The organism is Plantibacter sp. RU18, assembly GCF_050613355.1.
Classification (GTDB): Bacteria; Actinomycetota; Actinomycetes; order Actinomycetales; family Microbacteriaceae; genus Plantibacter.
In genome coordinates, this window is the sequence record NZ_CP159618.1 from 683,066 (window position 1) to 696,805 (window position 13,740).

The 13,740-nt window shown below is 68.4% G+C and carries 16 protein-coding genes; 7 read left to right on the forward strand and 9 right to left on the reverse strand.

Annotation, left to right across the window (positions count from 1 at the left end; genetic code table 11):
- Positions 1-43: 43 nt before the first annotated feature.
- The 5 genes from ABMA10_RS03200 to ABMA10_RS03220 all read right to left on the reverse strand — a co-directional run bounded on the left by ABMA10_RS03200 (position 44) and on the right by ABMA10_RS03220 (position 4,482).
- The gene (locus ABMA10_RS03200) at positions 44-592 is read right to left on the reverse strand and encodes a methylated-DNA--[protein]-cysteine S-methyltransferase (protein WP_347866825.1); all 549 of its coding nucleotides are present in this window, start codon (positions 590-592) and stop codon (positions 44-46) included.
- Entirely contained in the window at positions 589-2,091 is a 1,503-nt protein-coding gene (locus ABMA10_RS03205; protein ID WP_347866826.1) for an AlkA N-terminal domain-containing protein, read from the reverse strand. The genes ABMA10_RS03200 and ABMA10_RS03205 overlap by 4 nt, the downstream gene beginning before the upstream one ends.
- A gap of 76 nt (positions 2,092-2,167) precedes the next feature.
- Positions 2,168-2,599 carry a MarR family winged helix-turn-helix transcriptional regulator gene (locus ABMA10_RS03210; protein WP_347866827.1) on the reverse strand — a complete coding sequence of 144 codons (432 nt, stop codon included), beginning with the start codon at positions 2,597-2,599 and terminating at the stop codon, positions 2,168-2,170.
- A gap of 316 nt (positions 2,600-2,915) precedes the next feature.
- The gene (locus ABMA10_RS03215) at positions 2,916-3,287 is read right to left on the reverse strand and encodes a hypothetical protein (RefSeq protein ID WP_347866828.1); all 372 of its coding nucleotides are present in this window, start codon (positions 3,285-3,287) and stop codon (positions 2,916-2,918) included.
- Positions 3,280-4,482, reverse strand: a complete 1,203-nt coding sequence (locus tag ABMA10_RS03220; protein WP_431031170.1) for an RNA polymerase sigma factor — start codon at positions 4,480-4,482, stop codon at positions 3,280-3,282. The genes ABMA10_RS03215 and ABMA10_RS03220 overlap by 8 nt, the downstream gene beginning before the upstream one ends.
- Positions 4,483-4,627: 145 nt before the next feature.
- On the opposite strand from ABMA10_RS03220, the gene ABMA10_RS03225 reads away from it, so the two are divergent.
- Genes ABMA10_RS03225 through ABMA10_RS03235 form a run of 3 tightly spaced genes read left to right on the forward strand, consistent with a single transcriptional unit; the run spans position 4,628 to position 7,382 of the window.
- Positions 4,628-5,095 (forward strand): Asp23/Gls24 family envelope stress response protein, encoded by a 468-nt coding sequence (locus ABMA10_RS03225; RefSeq protein ID WP_347866831.1) that lies wholly within the window; start codon positions 4,628-4,630, stop codon positions 5,093-5,095.
- Positions 5,092-6,372, forward strand: a complete 1,281-nt coding sequence (locus ABMA10_RS03230) for an AI-2E family transporter (RefSeq protein ID WP_347866832.1) — start codon at positions 5,092-5,094, stop codon at positions 6,370-6,372. The genes ABMA10_RS03225 and ABMA10_RS03230 overlap by 4 nt, the downstream gene beginning before the upstream one ends.
- Positions 6,372-7,382: a DMT family transporter gene (locus ABMA10_RS03235; protein ID WP_347866833.1), complete on the forward strand. Its 1,011-nt coding sequence runs from the start codon at positions 6,372-6,374 to the stop codon at positions 7,380-7,382. The genes ABMA10_RS03230 and ABMA10_RS03235 overlap by 1 nt, the downstream gene beginning before the upstream one ends.
- Positions 7,383-7,465: 83 nt before the next feature.
- Here the strand turns inward: ABMA10_RS03235 and ABMA10_RS03240 are convergent, their stop codons facing one another.
- Positions 7,466-8,173, reverse strand: coding sequence for a winged helix-turn-helix domain-containing protein (locus ABMA10_RS03240; protein WP_347866834.1), 708 nt, complete (start codon positions 8,171-8,173; stop codon positions 7,466-7,468).
- 524 nt (positions 8,174-8,697) lie between these two features.
- Positions 8,698-9,330 (reverse strand): uracil phosphoribosyltransferase, encoded by a 633-nt coding sequence (gene upp / locus ABMA10_RS03245; RefSeq protein WP_347866835.1) that lies wholly within the window; start codon positions 9,328-9,330, stop codon positions 8,698-8,700.
- 51 nt (positions 9,331-9,381) lie between these two features.
- On the opposite strand from upp, the gene tadA reads away from it, so the two are divergent.
- The 3 genes from tadA to proC are packed head-to-tail and all read left to right on the forward strand — an operon-like array spanning position 9,382 to position 11,984.
- The gene (tadA, locus tag ABMA10_RS03250; RefSeq protein WP_347866836.1) at positions 9,382-9,867 is read left to right on the forward strand and encodes a tRNA adenosine(34) deaminase TadA; all 486 of its coding nucleotides are present in this window, start codon (positions 9,382-9,384) and stop codon (positions 9,865-9,867) included.
- A 34-nt stretch (positions 9,868-9,901) separates the two neighbouring features.
- Complete coding sequence (locus ABMA10_RS03255) at positions 9,902-11,089, forward strand: MarP family serine protease (RefSeq protein WP_347866837.1); 1,188 nt, start codon at positions 9,902-9,904, stop codon at positions 11,087-11,089.
- Positions 11,090-11,141: 52 nt separating this feature from the next.
- Entirely contained in the window at positions 11,142-11,984 is an 843-nt protein-coding gene (proC, locus tag ABMA10_RS03260; protein WP_347866838.1) for a pyrroline-5-carboxylate reductase, read from the forward strand.
- Positions 11,985-11,995: 11 nt separating this feature from the next.
- Here proC and ABMA10_RS03265 read toward each other — a convergent pair whose 3' ends face one another.
- On the reverse strand, positions 11,996-12,499 hold the full coding sequence (locus tag ABMA10_RS03265) for a GNAT family N-acetyltransferase (protein ID WP_347866839.1): 504 nt from the start codon (positions 12,497-12,499) through the stop codon (positions 11,996-11,998).
- A complete protein-coding gene (locus tag ABMA10_RS03270; protein ID WP_347866840.1) occupies positions 12,496-13,095 on the reverse strand; it encodes a TetR/AcrR family transcriptional regulator in 600 nt (199 codons plus the stop codon). Before ABMA10_RS03270 ends, ABMA10_RS03265 begins: the two co-directional genes overlap by 4 nt.
- 65 nt (positions 13,096-13,160) lie before the next feature.
- Between ABMA10_RS03270 and ABMA10_RS03275 the strand changes: the two genes are divergently transcribed.
- Positions 13,161-13,619, forward strand: a complete 459-nt coding sequence (locus tag ABMA10_RS03275) for a GNAT family N-acetyltransferase (protein WP_347866841.1) — start codon at positions 13,161-13,163, stop codon at positions 13,617-13,619.
- The last annotated feature ends 121 nt before the right edge of the window (positions 13,620-13,740 follow it).

The following is a 13,740-nucleotide window of genomic DNA, read 5'->3' on the forward strand; positions in this document are numbered from 1 at the left end:
GGGTTCGGTTCGTTCCGGTCCCCGAGCTCGTCGAGGGCAGACCTCAGCTCAGAGCGGCCTCGCGGTCGAGCAGGGAACGCTTCACGTCGAGACCCCAGGCGAAGCCGCCGAGCGAGCCGTCGGTGCGGAGCACCCGGTGACACGGCACGAACAGCGCGGGGGCGTTCGTCGCGCAGGCGCTCGCCGCAGCCCGCACCGCGGAGGGGCGTCCGCTGGCCGCGGCGAACTCCGTGTACGTCACCGGGTGCCCCGCCGTGACCGTCCGGAGGACAGTCCACGCGTGCGTGCGGAACGGGCCGCCGAACTGGGCCACAGGAACCTCGTCGATGGCGGTGAGGTCACCGTCGTAGTAGGCACGCACGGCGTCCATGGCGACGACCGTGCCTGCACTGGTCCCGGCCGGACGATCGGCCGGGCGGATGCGTCCGAGCATCGTCTCGAGGTCGTCCGACCAGCCGGAGGCGAGCACGGCACCGTCCTCACGGGCGAGCACCGTGAACGGCCCGTCGATCGTGTCGATGGTCTGGCTGATGGCGGTGAGCCGTGACACCTGGGGTGTGGCGGCTCGGGTTGCTGCGCTGATGACGGTCATGCTGCTGGACCTTTCTCGAGGGCTGATGGGGTGGAGGTCGAGGCCTGGGTCGACGACGCCTTCCAGAGATGCAGACAGAGGTAGGAGCGCCACGGGGCGAACGCCTCGGCCGCGGCGGTGAGCGACTTCGGGTCGCTCGGCAGGCCGAGGCGTCCGGCGCCGCTGCGGACGGCGACGTCGCCCGGGAGGAAGGCGTCCGGATTGCCGAGGACGCGCATGCTGACGTAGTCCGCGGTCCACGGGCCGATGCCCTTCATCGCGAGCAGGCGGGTGCGGAGTTCGTCGCGGTCGTCACCGAAGCCGATCGCCAGCTCGCCGCTCGTGAGAGCCTCGGCAACGCCGAGCACGCTCTCGATCCGCGCTCTGGGGCCGACGAGCGCCGCGCGCCCGCCTGCGACGATCTGCGCTGCTGTCGGGAACAGACGGTGCAGGCCGTGACGTTCCGGCACCGTCGTGCTGACCTCATCGGCCAGGCGTCGCAGCTGGGTCCTGGCGGCGGCGACGGTGATCTGCTGGCCGACCATCGCGCGGAACAGCATCTCCTCCGGGTCGACGGCGCCTGGGAGCCGGATGCCCGGCGTGGCCGCGACGGATGCCGCGAGGTGCGGGTCGGTTGCGAGGAGGGCATCGGCCGCAGACGGGTCGGCGTCGAGGTCGAAGAGGCGACGGACGCGCGAGACGAGCACCGGCAGGTCGGCGAGGTCGGTGACCTCCGCCGTGAGCAGCAGTTCGTCGCCCACCTGCCGCACGTCGAACCAGGCGGTCCCGCCCGGCAGTGCGAGCAGTCGCGAGTAGTGGTCGGGTCCGGCGAGCTCGACACCATCGACGGCTCGCGGCGCGAGCCAGGCGAAGATCCCGCTCGCGTCGAACGGTCGCCGGAACGGCAGCGAGAGGGTGATGGAGCCTGCGGCCTGCTCGCCCACGGACCGGTGCTTCGCGCGGAGTTGGCAGGGCGTCAGCTCGAACACCTCCTGGATGGTGTCGTTGAACTGTCGGATGCTTGAGAACCCTGCTGCGAAGGCGATGTCGCTGAAGGACAGCTCCGTGCCGGTGAGGAGCTGTCTCGCGCCCTGGGCGCGGTGCGCGCGAGCGAGTGCCAGCGGGCCCGCACCGAGCTCTGCGGAGAGGATGCGGGTGAGGTGGCGGCCGGAGTAGCCGAGGCGTGTCGCGAGCCCCGGCACCCCCTCGCGCTCGACGACGCCGTCGGCGATGAGACGCATGCTGCGGGCGGCGACGTCGTTCCGGAGGTTCCACGCAGGCGTGCCTGGCACCGCTTCCGGGAGGCAGCGCTTACACGCTCGGAAGCCGGCCTCATGAGCCGCGGCACTCGTGGCGTAGAAGGTGACGTTCTCGGGCTTCGGGGTGCGCGCCGGGCAGGAGGGGCGGCAGTAGATGCCGGTGGAGCTCACGGCCGTGATGAACTGGCCGTCGAAGCGCTGATCGCGAGCTTGGATGGCGCGGTACCGTTCGGCGAAGTTTATGCCCGGCGTGCTGTTCATGCGTCGAGTCTGACACGCGGTGGACGGTGGGACTAGCGGAAATCGGACACGACAGTGACGGGGTGCGAGCGGGGTCTCAGCTGCCGCGCAACTTGTCGCTGAGGGCGGTGAGTGTCGCCATCTCCTCGGCGCTGAGCGAGGTGGTCACCCGCTCGGCGATCGTGGTGCCGTGTTTGACGGCGACCTTCCTGAACACCTCGTAGCCCTCGTCGGTCATCCGGACGTAGGTGCCGCGACCATCGTCGGGGTCTGGGCACTTGCCCACCAGGCCACGTGCGGCGAGACGGTCGATGAGGCGGCTGATGCTCGGTTGGGAGAGGAGCACGCGCGAGTTCAGCTCGCGCAGCCGGATGCGCCGGTCCGGTTCGCGGGACATCGTGTGCAGGACGTCGTACTCGTTGAGCGAGATGCCGTGACTCGGGAAGTCGTGGGAGAGGTGGCGCATGACGTCGACCTGGGCGCGGAAGAGGGCCTCCCACGCGGTGACCGCGAGTCGTCTCTCGTCCATGCTGCCTCCTGGTGTTGGGCACTCCTCCACCTGAATCTATCCTGGACGGCGCTTCACCGGTGCGTCAGTGCGCGGGCAGGCGGGTCCGGACATGACGAGAGCCGGTCGCAGAGGCTACGACCGGCTCTCTTTCCCTTGCACCAAGAGTGTCCTGCAATCACATTCCGTCAGTTGCCACAGCAAAACAACTAACGTTCCAAAACCATATAACAGATCGGTAACGAGCGGTAGTTATCGAACTGTTATTTTTGCTGGGAGTTGTCCGATGACGCTCCGAGCGCGAAGCGCGAAGCGGGAACTGAGCGCGGCTCGGTTGTCAGTGGGCTGCGCTCGGGACGACGTCGACGACGCGCACCGTGATGGCGCGCCCCTCGGCGTCCTCGGCGTCGGGGCGGGGGAGCGCGTCGACGATGGCGCGGTGGACCGCCTGAGCGACTGCCGGCGCCGCCTGATCAGAATCGACAGCGATGTTCGCCTCGACGACGACGGAGCCTCGAGGGCGCCTGACGCTCACGCGGGCGCTCTGGACGGGAGTTCCGAGCAGGACGCCGACGGTCTCCTTCGCAGCGCGCAGGACGGTCGGCTGTGCTGCAATGAGCCCGACCACGCCGGGCACGCCCAGGACGACGCCGTCGAGTGTGGCCGCGAGCTGCTGGAGGTCCTCACCCGTGTCGGTCGTGTCACTCATGATCGCTGGCCTCCCTGGACCCCTCGGTCTCCGCAACCTCGAAGTGCAGATCGTCGACGATGATGTCGAGCGCGGCGATGACCAGGTCGGTGTGCTGGCGCAGGCCGGTAGCCACCTCGTCGCGGAACTGTGCGATCGCCTCGGTGACCGGGCGCCCCCACCCGATGCTCACTCGGACGTGCAGCGTCACGGGTTCGCCGACGACGCTGACATCGCCGTCCAGGATGCACCGGCCGACGAGGATGCCGGGAGTGCGATCGCCGGCCCCGCGAATGAGCCCACGGACAGTGCCCTCGGTGATGACCAGCGTGGCGGCCTCGTCGGCCATGGCGAACGGGATGTCGCGTCCGGCCTTCGCCTCGCGCTCGATGTTCTCCATGATCCCGCGGATCCAGCCCTGGTCGAGCGTCGTGACCGCGGCCTCGTCGGCCTCGATCAACGGTGTGGCCAGTGCACGCACGCGGCGGAGCGAGCGCAGTACCCGTTGGCATTCCGGCGATTCGTCGATCGTCGGATCGGCGGGGAGCATGTCACGATCCAGGTAGTCGCTCAGGGCGTCGATGCCGTGTGCGCAACCACCCGCCGCGAGCTGCTCGGAGCTTCGGTCGTCGTCGTTCATCGCCACCCCCTCCATCTCTCGTACCAGTGTCGCCCGTGCACGTGCGAGGCTTCCTCGGACGCTCGCGACGCTCTGCCCCAGCTGTTCGGCGATCTCCTCGTACGAGTATCCGCCGATCTCCCTGAGGACCCAAGCCTGCTGTTGTCCGGCAGGCAACCGATCGAGTGCCTCGGACAGTGCGCCGAGCTGTGACGAGGCCTCCGCCTTGCGCTCAGGGCCGTCCTGCTCGGGCGCTTCGATGATCGCGTCGTCCGTCGACTCGGTGTCCTTGCGCTGTCGCATCAGGTCGATGGCCCGACGGCTCACGATCCGCATGAGCCAGCTCTTCACCATCGCGCCGTCCTCGAGCGTGTCGATGCGTTTCCAGGCCGAGATCAGCGCCTCCTGCACGACGTCGTCGCCGTCGGCGGACGAGCGCGTGAGCCTGACCGCGTAGGCTTTCATCATCCGGCCGTAGCGCGTGATGATGACCTCGAACGCCCGCATGTCGCCGTCGACGCAGCGTTCGACCAGTGTCCGGTCCGTCGCTTGATCGAGGAGGCGACCAGAGGTCCGCGACGGATCAGTCACCACCATGCAGCCCCCATCGTCGTCGTCAGGTGCGAAAAAAGTTCTCGGCGGTTGTCCGGATCGGACCGTGACATCTCCGAGCTTCGCTCCGTCTCACTACTGTAGGCACAGAGCGACGGTCCACGCGACCGCCGTACGAAGGAGACGCAGGATGTACAGATTCCAACCCGACCCCGAGGCGACGGCGGGTGATTCGCACATTCCAGGGACGACCACCGTCCAAGACGCCGTGGTGGGCAAGGTCATCGGGGTGGCGGCTTCGCGCGTGCCGGGCGTCCACGCTCTCGGCGACGGGACCGCCCGCGCGATCGGTGTCCTGCGCGACGTCCTCGGCCAGACCGACCTCTCGCAGGGGATCTCGGTGACGAGCGAGGACGGCGTCGTCTCGGTGAAGGCCGTCATCGTCGTCGAATTCCCGCACCCGGTCCAGGACGTCGCGGCCGGTGTCCGCGCTGAGATCGCCAACGCCATCGGCGTCACGCTCGGGATGACCGTCGGCGAGATCGACGTGGCCGTCAACGACGTGCACGTCGCCGAGCTCGATTCCGTCGTCGGAGACGACGCCTCCGAACCAACCACCGAACGCACCACCACAACCACCGAGGAGATGTCACGATGAAGAAGCTGAACCTGCGGCTGCCGGGATTCTCCTCCAGCCCGGAGGAGCGCCAGGCGAAGCGCGAGAGGCATGAGCAGGCCAAGCGCGAGAAGGCCGCGAAGGCCATCGCGGCAGGCTCACCGCCGTCTGCCGCAGTGGTCGCGGCGCTCCAGCCGTCCTCGCCGAGCGTGCGAATCAACGCGTTCCGCATCGGCCTCGTCGGCGGAATCGGCGTGCTCGTCGCACTGGTCCTCGGCAGCATCGTCACGCAGCTGAGCACGACCCTGATCTACGTCGGGGTGGCCCTCTTCATCGCACTCGGGCTCGACCCCCTGGTGTCATGGCTCGAGCAGAAGCTGCCGCGTGGACTCGCGATCGCCGTCGTGTTCCTCGTGGTGATCGGCGCCTTCGTCGGCATCATCTTCGCGATCGTGCCGCTGCTCGTGACGCAGATCTCGAACCTGGTGAACGACTACCCGAAGATCTCGCAGCAGTTCCTGAACAGCGATTTCGTCGCCTGGGTGCAGAACACCGTCGGCAACACCTTCGACATCGATTCCGCTCTCGGCGACGTGTTCTCCTTCTTCAAGGACCCGAACAACCTGCTGAACATCGGCGGCGGAATCGTGGCCGTGGGCGCCGGTGTCGCCTCCGGCATCACCGGTTCCATCATTGTGCTGATCCTGACGCTCTACTTCCTCGCATCGCTCCGCTCCATGAAGGCGGTCACGTACCGCTTCCTCCCGGCCTACCGCCGCGAGGGCTTCGCCCAGGTGCTCGAGGAGATCACGCAGGCGGTCGGTCGCTACGTCGTCGGCCAGGTGGGGCTCGCGCTCGTCAACGGCGTGTTGAGCTTCATCTTCCTGAGCATCATCGGCGCTCCGTTCCCGCCGCTGCTCGCGCTGATCGCGTTCATCGGCTCGATGATCCCGCTCGTCGGAACCCTGAGCGCCTCGATCATCAACAGTGCGCTCTGCCTCTTCGTCTCGCCGGTGACCGCGCTCATCGCGATCATCTACTACCTGATCTACATGCAGGTCGAGGCGTACATCCTCAGCCCGCGCATCATGAACAAGGCTGTCGCCGTGCCGGGTGCCCTCGTCGTCATCGCGGCGTTCGGCGGCGGTGCGCTCGGCGGAATCCTCGGTGCGCTCGTCGCGATCCCGGTCGCGGCGTCGATCATCATCATCGTGCAGAAGGTCGTGTTCCCGAGCCAGGACGCGAAGGTGGTGCCCGAGAACAAACTCGGTGACGCGGAGACCAAGGCGGCGGTCGGCACGAGCGCGGCGGCCAAGTGATGGCGGACGCGACGTTCCCCGTCCTCGCGGCCGGCGCCCTGCTCGTCTCGAGCACGGCCGGCGTCGCGGCGCAGGCGGTCGGGCTCATCGGCGAGGTCGACATCCCGACCATCTCGGTGACGCCCTACCAGGCGATCGGCATCCCCATCGCGCTCGTCGGCGCGTTCTTCCTCGCGGTCGGGACGCAGCTGCAGTCCCGAGGCGTCGGGAAGGTCGAGGCGGCGTCGACCTCGGGCTTCGGGGTCAAACAGCTTCCGAAGCTGCTGGGCCGACCATCGTGGCTGATCGGCACGCTGCTCCTCGGGCTGGCGATCGCATTCCAGTTGGTCGCGCTCGCCTTCGCGCCCCTCATCGTGGTGCAGCCGCTCGGAGCCATCGCGCTCGTCATCACGGCCCTGCTGAACGCGAGGGTCACGAAGATGCGCATCACGAAGGAGCAGACGCGAGCCATGGTGCTCTGCGTCGCCGGCATCGGCCTGTTCGTGATCGTCGCTGCGCTGTACGCGGTCGAGGAACCGATCCGCCAGCCGCAGCTCATCATCATCCTGGTGATGCTCGGCGTCGTGACCGTCGCCCTCGGCGCCGCGTACGCGTTATGGCGGCAGAAACTGCACACCGTCTTCTACGTCGTCGCTGCGGGAGTGCTCTACGGGTTCGTCGTGACACTGGCGAAGGTCGTCATCAACCGTGTGATCACGCAGAACTTCGAAGGCCTCACGGTCGTCGGCATCATTGCGCTGCTCGTCGCAGCCGGTCTCGGCGGATTCTTCGTCCAGAAGGCCCATCAGAGCGGCCAGCCGGACCTCGTGGTCGCCGGCCTCACGGTTGTCGACCCGCTCGTCGCGGTCGGCATCGGCATCATCGTGCTCGGTGAGGCGTCGAACGCGCCGTGGTACGCATTGGTGCTCTTCGTGGTCGCCGGAGCGATCGCCGTCTTCGGCGTCTGGAAGCTGGCGATGCGTCCCGTCGTGGCTTCTGGCGACAAGCCGAAGGCCCCGCGCGTTCGATAGGTCAATCCTCGATCACACCTCGACGGGCTCGGGGAACGGACATCCGTTCCCCGAGCCCGTCGAGGTGTGGACAGCGGGACGGCCTAGAAGAGGTCGGGCGACGGGGTGCTCGCGTAGCGGATCGAGACGTCGGCGTGACGGTCGAACCGGTAACCGACGCCGCGCACGGTGCGCACGATGTCCTCGTAGCGGCCGAGCTTCGCGCGGAGGCGACGGACGTGGACGTCGATCGTGCGCTCGTTCGGAACCTCTTCCTCGTCTCCGGCCTTCCACAGTGAGGAGATGAGCTCAGCCCGCTCGATGGTGCGGCCCTCGCGCAGCACGAGGTACTGCAGCAGCTCGAACTCCTTGTAGGTGAGCGGTGCGGCCTCGTTGTCGAGCACGAGGCGCTTGCGGGAGATGTCGACGACGACGCCGGCGAGAGCGCGGTCCTGCTCCTCTTCCTCCACCTCGTCGCGGTGTGCTGCGAGGGCGGACGGGTCCTGGAGGGCGAGGCGGACGACGTCGAGGTCGCGACCACCGGCCCCACGGGGAGCGAGGGCGACGGCTGCATGGGTCTCGGCGTCCGGAGCGAATTGAGCGGTCAGTGCCTTGATGGCCTCGACGATCTCACCGAGGCTCGTACCGGCGGCCTGCGCCTTGGCCTCGTCGAGTCCGACGTAGAGGACGAAGCCACGGGCCTCGGGGCCCGCAGGAACGGCGCGGACATGTGGGGTGGCGGTGCGCGGTGCGTCCTCGACGGCGGCGAGCTGGCGGACGGGGCGAGGGGTCTGAACGGCTGCAAGAGACATGAGCGGAAATCCTTGGGGATGATGATGCTGGGCGAATCGTGCGCGAAGCGCTTCGGTGATCCCGCCTGCCTGTGGGCAGTTGCGGTCCCGCGATTCGGGAGGTGGCGCGTGGCCTGAGAACGGACGGGGTGCGTCCGGGAGTCGGCTCACCGGGTGGGAGAGCGGCGGACTCGGCGCTGCTATCGAGCGGTGGCAGCTGATCCGCTGGGATCAGGACCGGTGCTCCTGGAGTCGGGTCAGCGACACATTCGACAGCACATGACAGCGCGGCCGGGCATCATCATGCCGGCATACCCTGGGGCCTCGAAGGAGGTCGGGGTGGGCGCGTTGGTCGTCATAGTTCGCAATACAACAGGATTTCCGGTGATCCTGTCAAGCGGATGCGCGAGATGACGTTTTATTGCGTGGTACTTGCCAGGTGGGAGCGCAGCTGACCTGGACGCGATTCGCCCCGAACGGTCGCGGCATCGCCGTTCAGGCGACCATTCTGGGCGAACCGGCCGGGGCGGAGGAAGCGGGGAGGGTCAGACGACGCCGTAGAGGCGGTCGCCTGCGTCGCCGAGGCCGGGCACGATGTAGCCGTTCTCGTCGAGCTTCTCGTCCAGGGCGCCGAGGACGATGGTGACGTCCTTGCCGGCGGTGTCCGCTTCGAGACGTTCGAGGCCTTCGGGGGCTGCGAGCAGGCAGATGGCCGTGACGTGCATCGCGCCGCGCTCGAAGAGGAAGTCGATCGCCGCGGCGAGCGAGCCACCGGTCGCGAGCATCGGATCGAGGACGAAGCACTGGCGGTCCGACAGGTCGTCCGGCAGACGCTCGGCGTACGTCGTGGGTTCGAGGGTCTCCTCGTTCCGCACCATGCCGAGGAAGCCGACCTCGGCCGTCGGCAGCAGCTTCACCATGCCCTCGAGCATGCCGAGGCCCGCGCGGAGGATGGGGACGACGAGCGGACGTGGTTCGCTGATGCGGACGCCGATGGTCTCGGTGACGGGCGTCTGGATCTTGACCTCTTCGACCGTGACACCGCGGGTGGCCTCGTACGCGAGGAGTGTGACGAGCTCCTCGGTGAGGGCGCGGAACACCGGCGACGGGGTGGTCTTGTCACGCAGCACCGTGAGCTTGTGGGTGATGAGGGGGTGGTCGGCAACGTGCACTCGCATACGATCAATCTAGTCGCTCGCGCGGCGACGAGGATTTCGGGGAGATGACGGATGCACGCACCTGCGGAGTTCGCCGCCTGGATGGAACTCGCGCTCGCCGAGGCGGAGGCCGCTCTGGCGACCGACGACGTCCCGGTGGGTGCCGTGCTCCTCGGCCCCGACGGCTCGGTCGTCTCCGTCGGACGCAACGAACGGGAGCTGCACACCGACCCGACGGCGCATGCCGAGGTCGTCGCGATCCGAGCTGCAGCTGCCGCGCTCGAGGATTGGCACCTCACCGAACTGACGCTCGTGGTCACGCTCGAACCGTGTGTCATGTGCGCTGGAGCGATCCTCGCGGCCCGCATCCCCCGCGTGGTCTTCGGAGCCTGGGATGAGAAGGCCGGTGCCGTCGGTTCCGTCTACGACGTCCTCCGCGACCGACGCCTGCAGCATCGCGTCGAGGTGTACGCGGGAGTCGAGGCGGAGCGCTGCTCGCGACTCCTCACTGACTTCTTCCGCGGTCCGGGCGGCGAGGCCGCTCCCAGCGTTCCCTGAGCCCGCTGTCGGCGGGTGATGGCAGGATCGCAGGATGCAACCCGGCGTGATCCTCGACATCGTCCTCGTCGTCATCCTCCTCGTCTTCACGATCCGCGGATGGCGTGCGGGGCTGCTCGGCAGCCTCGGCGGGATCATCGGGCTCGCGGTCGGCGGCGTCGGTGCATTCTTCGCGATCCCACTCGTCGCCTCCTGGGTGCCCGACGCCCAGTGGCGCGGTTGGGCGGCGGTCGGAGCAGCGATCGTCATCCTCGCGATCGGGTACTCGCTCGGATCGCTGGTCGGCGGAGCCGTCGGTTCGGTGGTCCGACAGACGCCGCTCCGGGGGCTCGAACGCCTGCTCGGCGCGGCGCTCAACCTCGTGGTGACGGCGCTCGTGCTCGTCACCGCGGCACTCGGCGTGGGTTCGCTCGGTATCCCACTGCTCGCCCAGGCGGTCGGGTCGTCCGCCGTGATCGGCACCATCGACCGCGTCACGCCCGTGCCGATGAAGAGCGCCCTGGCACAGCTGCGATCGACAGTGGTCGACGGCGGGGCTCAGCGGGTCATCGAGGCCTTCGGCGGCACGACCGACGTCCCGGCCGCACCGCAGCTCGACACCTCGACCGCAGCACTCCAGCGTGCTGCGCAGTCGGTCGTGCGCATCAGCGGAACGGCGGAGTCCTGCTCGCGCAGCCTCACGGGAAGCGGCTTCGTCGTCGCTGACGACCTCGTCATGACGAACGCCCACGTGGTCGCCGGCGTCACGAACCCCGTCGTCGAGGTCCCTGGCGAGATGCCGCGGGCCGGCCGCATCGTTTACTTCGATCCGGTCGACGACCTCGCCGTCATCCGCGTCGACGACCTGGGGGCCCGCACCCTGCCGCTCGTCGCCAATCCGGCGCCCGGGTCCAATGCCGTCGTCGCCGGCTATCCCTACGGTGGGCCGTACACCGCCGGAGGGGCGCAGGTCATCGTCGTCGGCCCAAGCCTGGTGGCCGACATCACCGGCGCGAACCCCACCAGCCGTCAGGTCATCACACTCTCAGGTACGGTCCAACCGGGCAACTCCGGCGGCCCGCTCCTCACCGAGGCCGGCGAGGTGACGGGCGTCATCTTCGCCCGCGATGCGAACTCTGCCCCCATCGGCTACGCGCTCGCCATGGACGAGATCCTGCCGGTCGTCGCGCTGGCCGACACGCTGCAGGCGGCCATACCGTCGGGAGCCTGCGTCGCCGAGTGACCCGTCCGTTCGGGGAGGTGCCGTGGCGCGCGCTCGTGCCTAGACTCGCAGGGTGAGTGAAACGATCAGCCTGCCCAGCATCGCCATCCTCGGAGCCGGTTCGATGGGAGGGGCCGTCTTGCGCGGTCTCGTCCAGCCAGGTGTCGAGGTCGACGGTGGCATCAGCGTCACCAACCGCACGATCGCGAAGGCCGAACCCCTCGCCGAGCTGCCGGGTGTCACGTCCATCGCCCTCGAGCAGGACCCAGACGGCAACCGTCGTGCGGCTGCCGCAGCGAGGATCGTCCTCATCGGTGTGAAACCGTACATGGTCGCAGACCTCCTGGCGGAGATCGCGGACGAGCTGCAGCCAGGCACGATCGTCGTCAGTCTCGCCGCAGGTATCCGTGCGGCGGCGTTCGAAGCCGCCCTGCCGGAGACGGTCTCGGTCCTCCGCTCGATGCCGAACACGCCGTCGTACGTCGGTCTCGGGGTCACAGGACTCGCGCCTGGCTGCCGCTCGAGCGAAGCCGAGCTCGCAGTCGTCACGTCCCTCTTCGAGACGGTCGGCCAGGTGGTCGTGATCCCTGAGTCCAAGATCGACGCGCTGAGTGCCATCTCGGGTTCCGGACCCGCATACGTGTACTACCTCGTCGAAGAGCTGACGCGTACGGCGATCGGCCTCGGTTTCACGCCAGAGCAGGCGACGTTGATGGTGAACGGCACCTTCCGTGGCGCGACCGAGCTCCTGGCGACGACGGGGGAGAGTGCCGAGCAGCTCCGCATCAACGTCACGAGCCCGAAGGGCACCACGGAGCGTGCACTCGCGGTGTTGGCTGAGGCCGGCTTCAGCGAGACGTTCGACCGTGCAGCAGCAGCCGCGATCGCGCGTGCGGAGGAGATGTCCGCCTCCTGAGCCGCGGCCGGTCAGCCGAGGGGGTGGGCGAAGCAGCTGAGCCCCGGGCGTTCGTCCCATGAGGGCACGGAAACGAAGCCGGCGCGCTCGTAGAGTGCGATCGCTGCGGCGCGCCAGTACCAGACGGAGAGGCGGAGTTCACGATCTCCGCGCGCGGCGGCGGCGGAGGCCGCGGCATCGAGCAGCTGGGTGGCCACACCGCGCCGCCTGGCCGCGAGCGTGACCCAGAGACGCTTCACCTCGGGAGACGGGCCGGCTGTCAGCACGACGCAGCCGAGGGCTGAGGAGTCATCGACGGCGATGAGGACGGTCGCTCCGGCGAATGCCTCGTCCGGATGATCGATCTCCTTCCGATGGCGGGCAGGGAGATCGACAGCGTCGGACTGCTCCTCCGGCTCCGGTTGGCGACCGAGTGATTTCTCCAGTTCCGTGCGGCGGTGGTAGTCGAGCAGCATCGCCGACAGTTGGGCGCGAACCGGCTCCGTCGTCTCCGACAAGCGTTCGATCGTGATCACGCGACCATCGTCCCGTCGAGTCCGAGTACACCGAGCAGTCGGTCGAGCGCTGCTCGCTGAGCAGACGCGTCGTAGCGTTCGGCGTCTGCAGTGCTCAGGGTGTTCAATCCTTCGACGAGGCTGACGACGATCGTGCTGGTCGCGACGACCTCGTCAGGGCCGAGTTCCGGCCGGATGGTGCCGACCAACCGCCGAGTACGCTCGACGAAGACCCGGTGGCCCGTGCGATGTCGCTCGGCGAGGACGTCGTCGTCGAGGGCTGCGGCGAGGTAGCCGAGCCAGACGCGGGATTCCTGACGCGCGATGGCCGACATCGAGAGTGCCTGTTCGAGGACAGCACGCAGCGCGGAGGTTGGAGTCGCTGCCGCAGCCTCGAGCTCGTTCGTGCGTTCGGCGGTCCTGCCGTGGAGCAGGTCGCGGGCGTGAAGGAGCAGCGCGCGCTTGTCGGGGAAGCGATGCAGCACCAGGCCGGTCGTGCACCCGGCCCGGTCTGCGACTGCGCGCAGGGTCAGGCCCTGCGGCCCGTGCTCGCCGAGCACCTCCCACACCGCCTGGGAGATCCGGTCCTGGGCCCCGGGGTCCTTCGTCCTCGCCATGTCACCCTCACTTCATGACAGATGTTACCGTAATCAACGTTACGCAATGTACGGGAGGAAGACGGATGGCGATCACCATCACACGGGTGGACTGGCACCACGCCACCGGAGCATCGCTGCGTGCCGCCCAGCGGGCCGAGCTCGACGCCCGCTACGGCAGTGATGATCACGAGCCGGGGACGGCACCGTCGGCTGGTGACATCGCGCTGTTCCTGGTCGCGTCGGATGCCTCAGGCGCGGCGCTCGGCTGCGGTGGACTTCGACTCCTCGCCGAGAACCGTGCGGAGATCAAGCGCATGTACGTGGTTCCGGATGCACGGGGGACCGGTGTGTCGACAGCGGTGCTGCGGGCGCTCGAGGCCGAAGCCGCGACGCTCGGCCTCACCGAGCTGCTGCTCGAGACCGGTACGGCCCAGCCCGACGCCATGCGGTTCTACGAACGCGAGGGGTACCGACCCATCCCGGCCTTCGGCCCGTACGTCGACGAGCCGCTCTCCCGCTGCTACGCCCGCAACCTCCCCTGATCTCCGCTGTTCGGAATTCAGGGAATCGTGCCCGGTCCTGGAGCGGATGTCCGATTCCCGCTGGAAATCCGGGCGACTCAGGGATCCCGCGGCAGGATGCCCTGAATTCTGAGTATGTTCG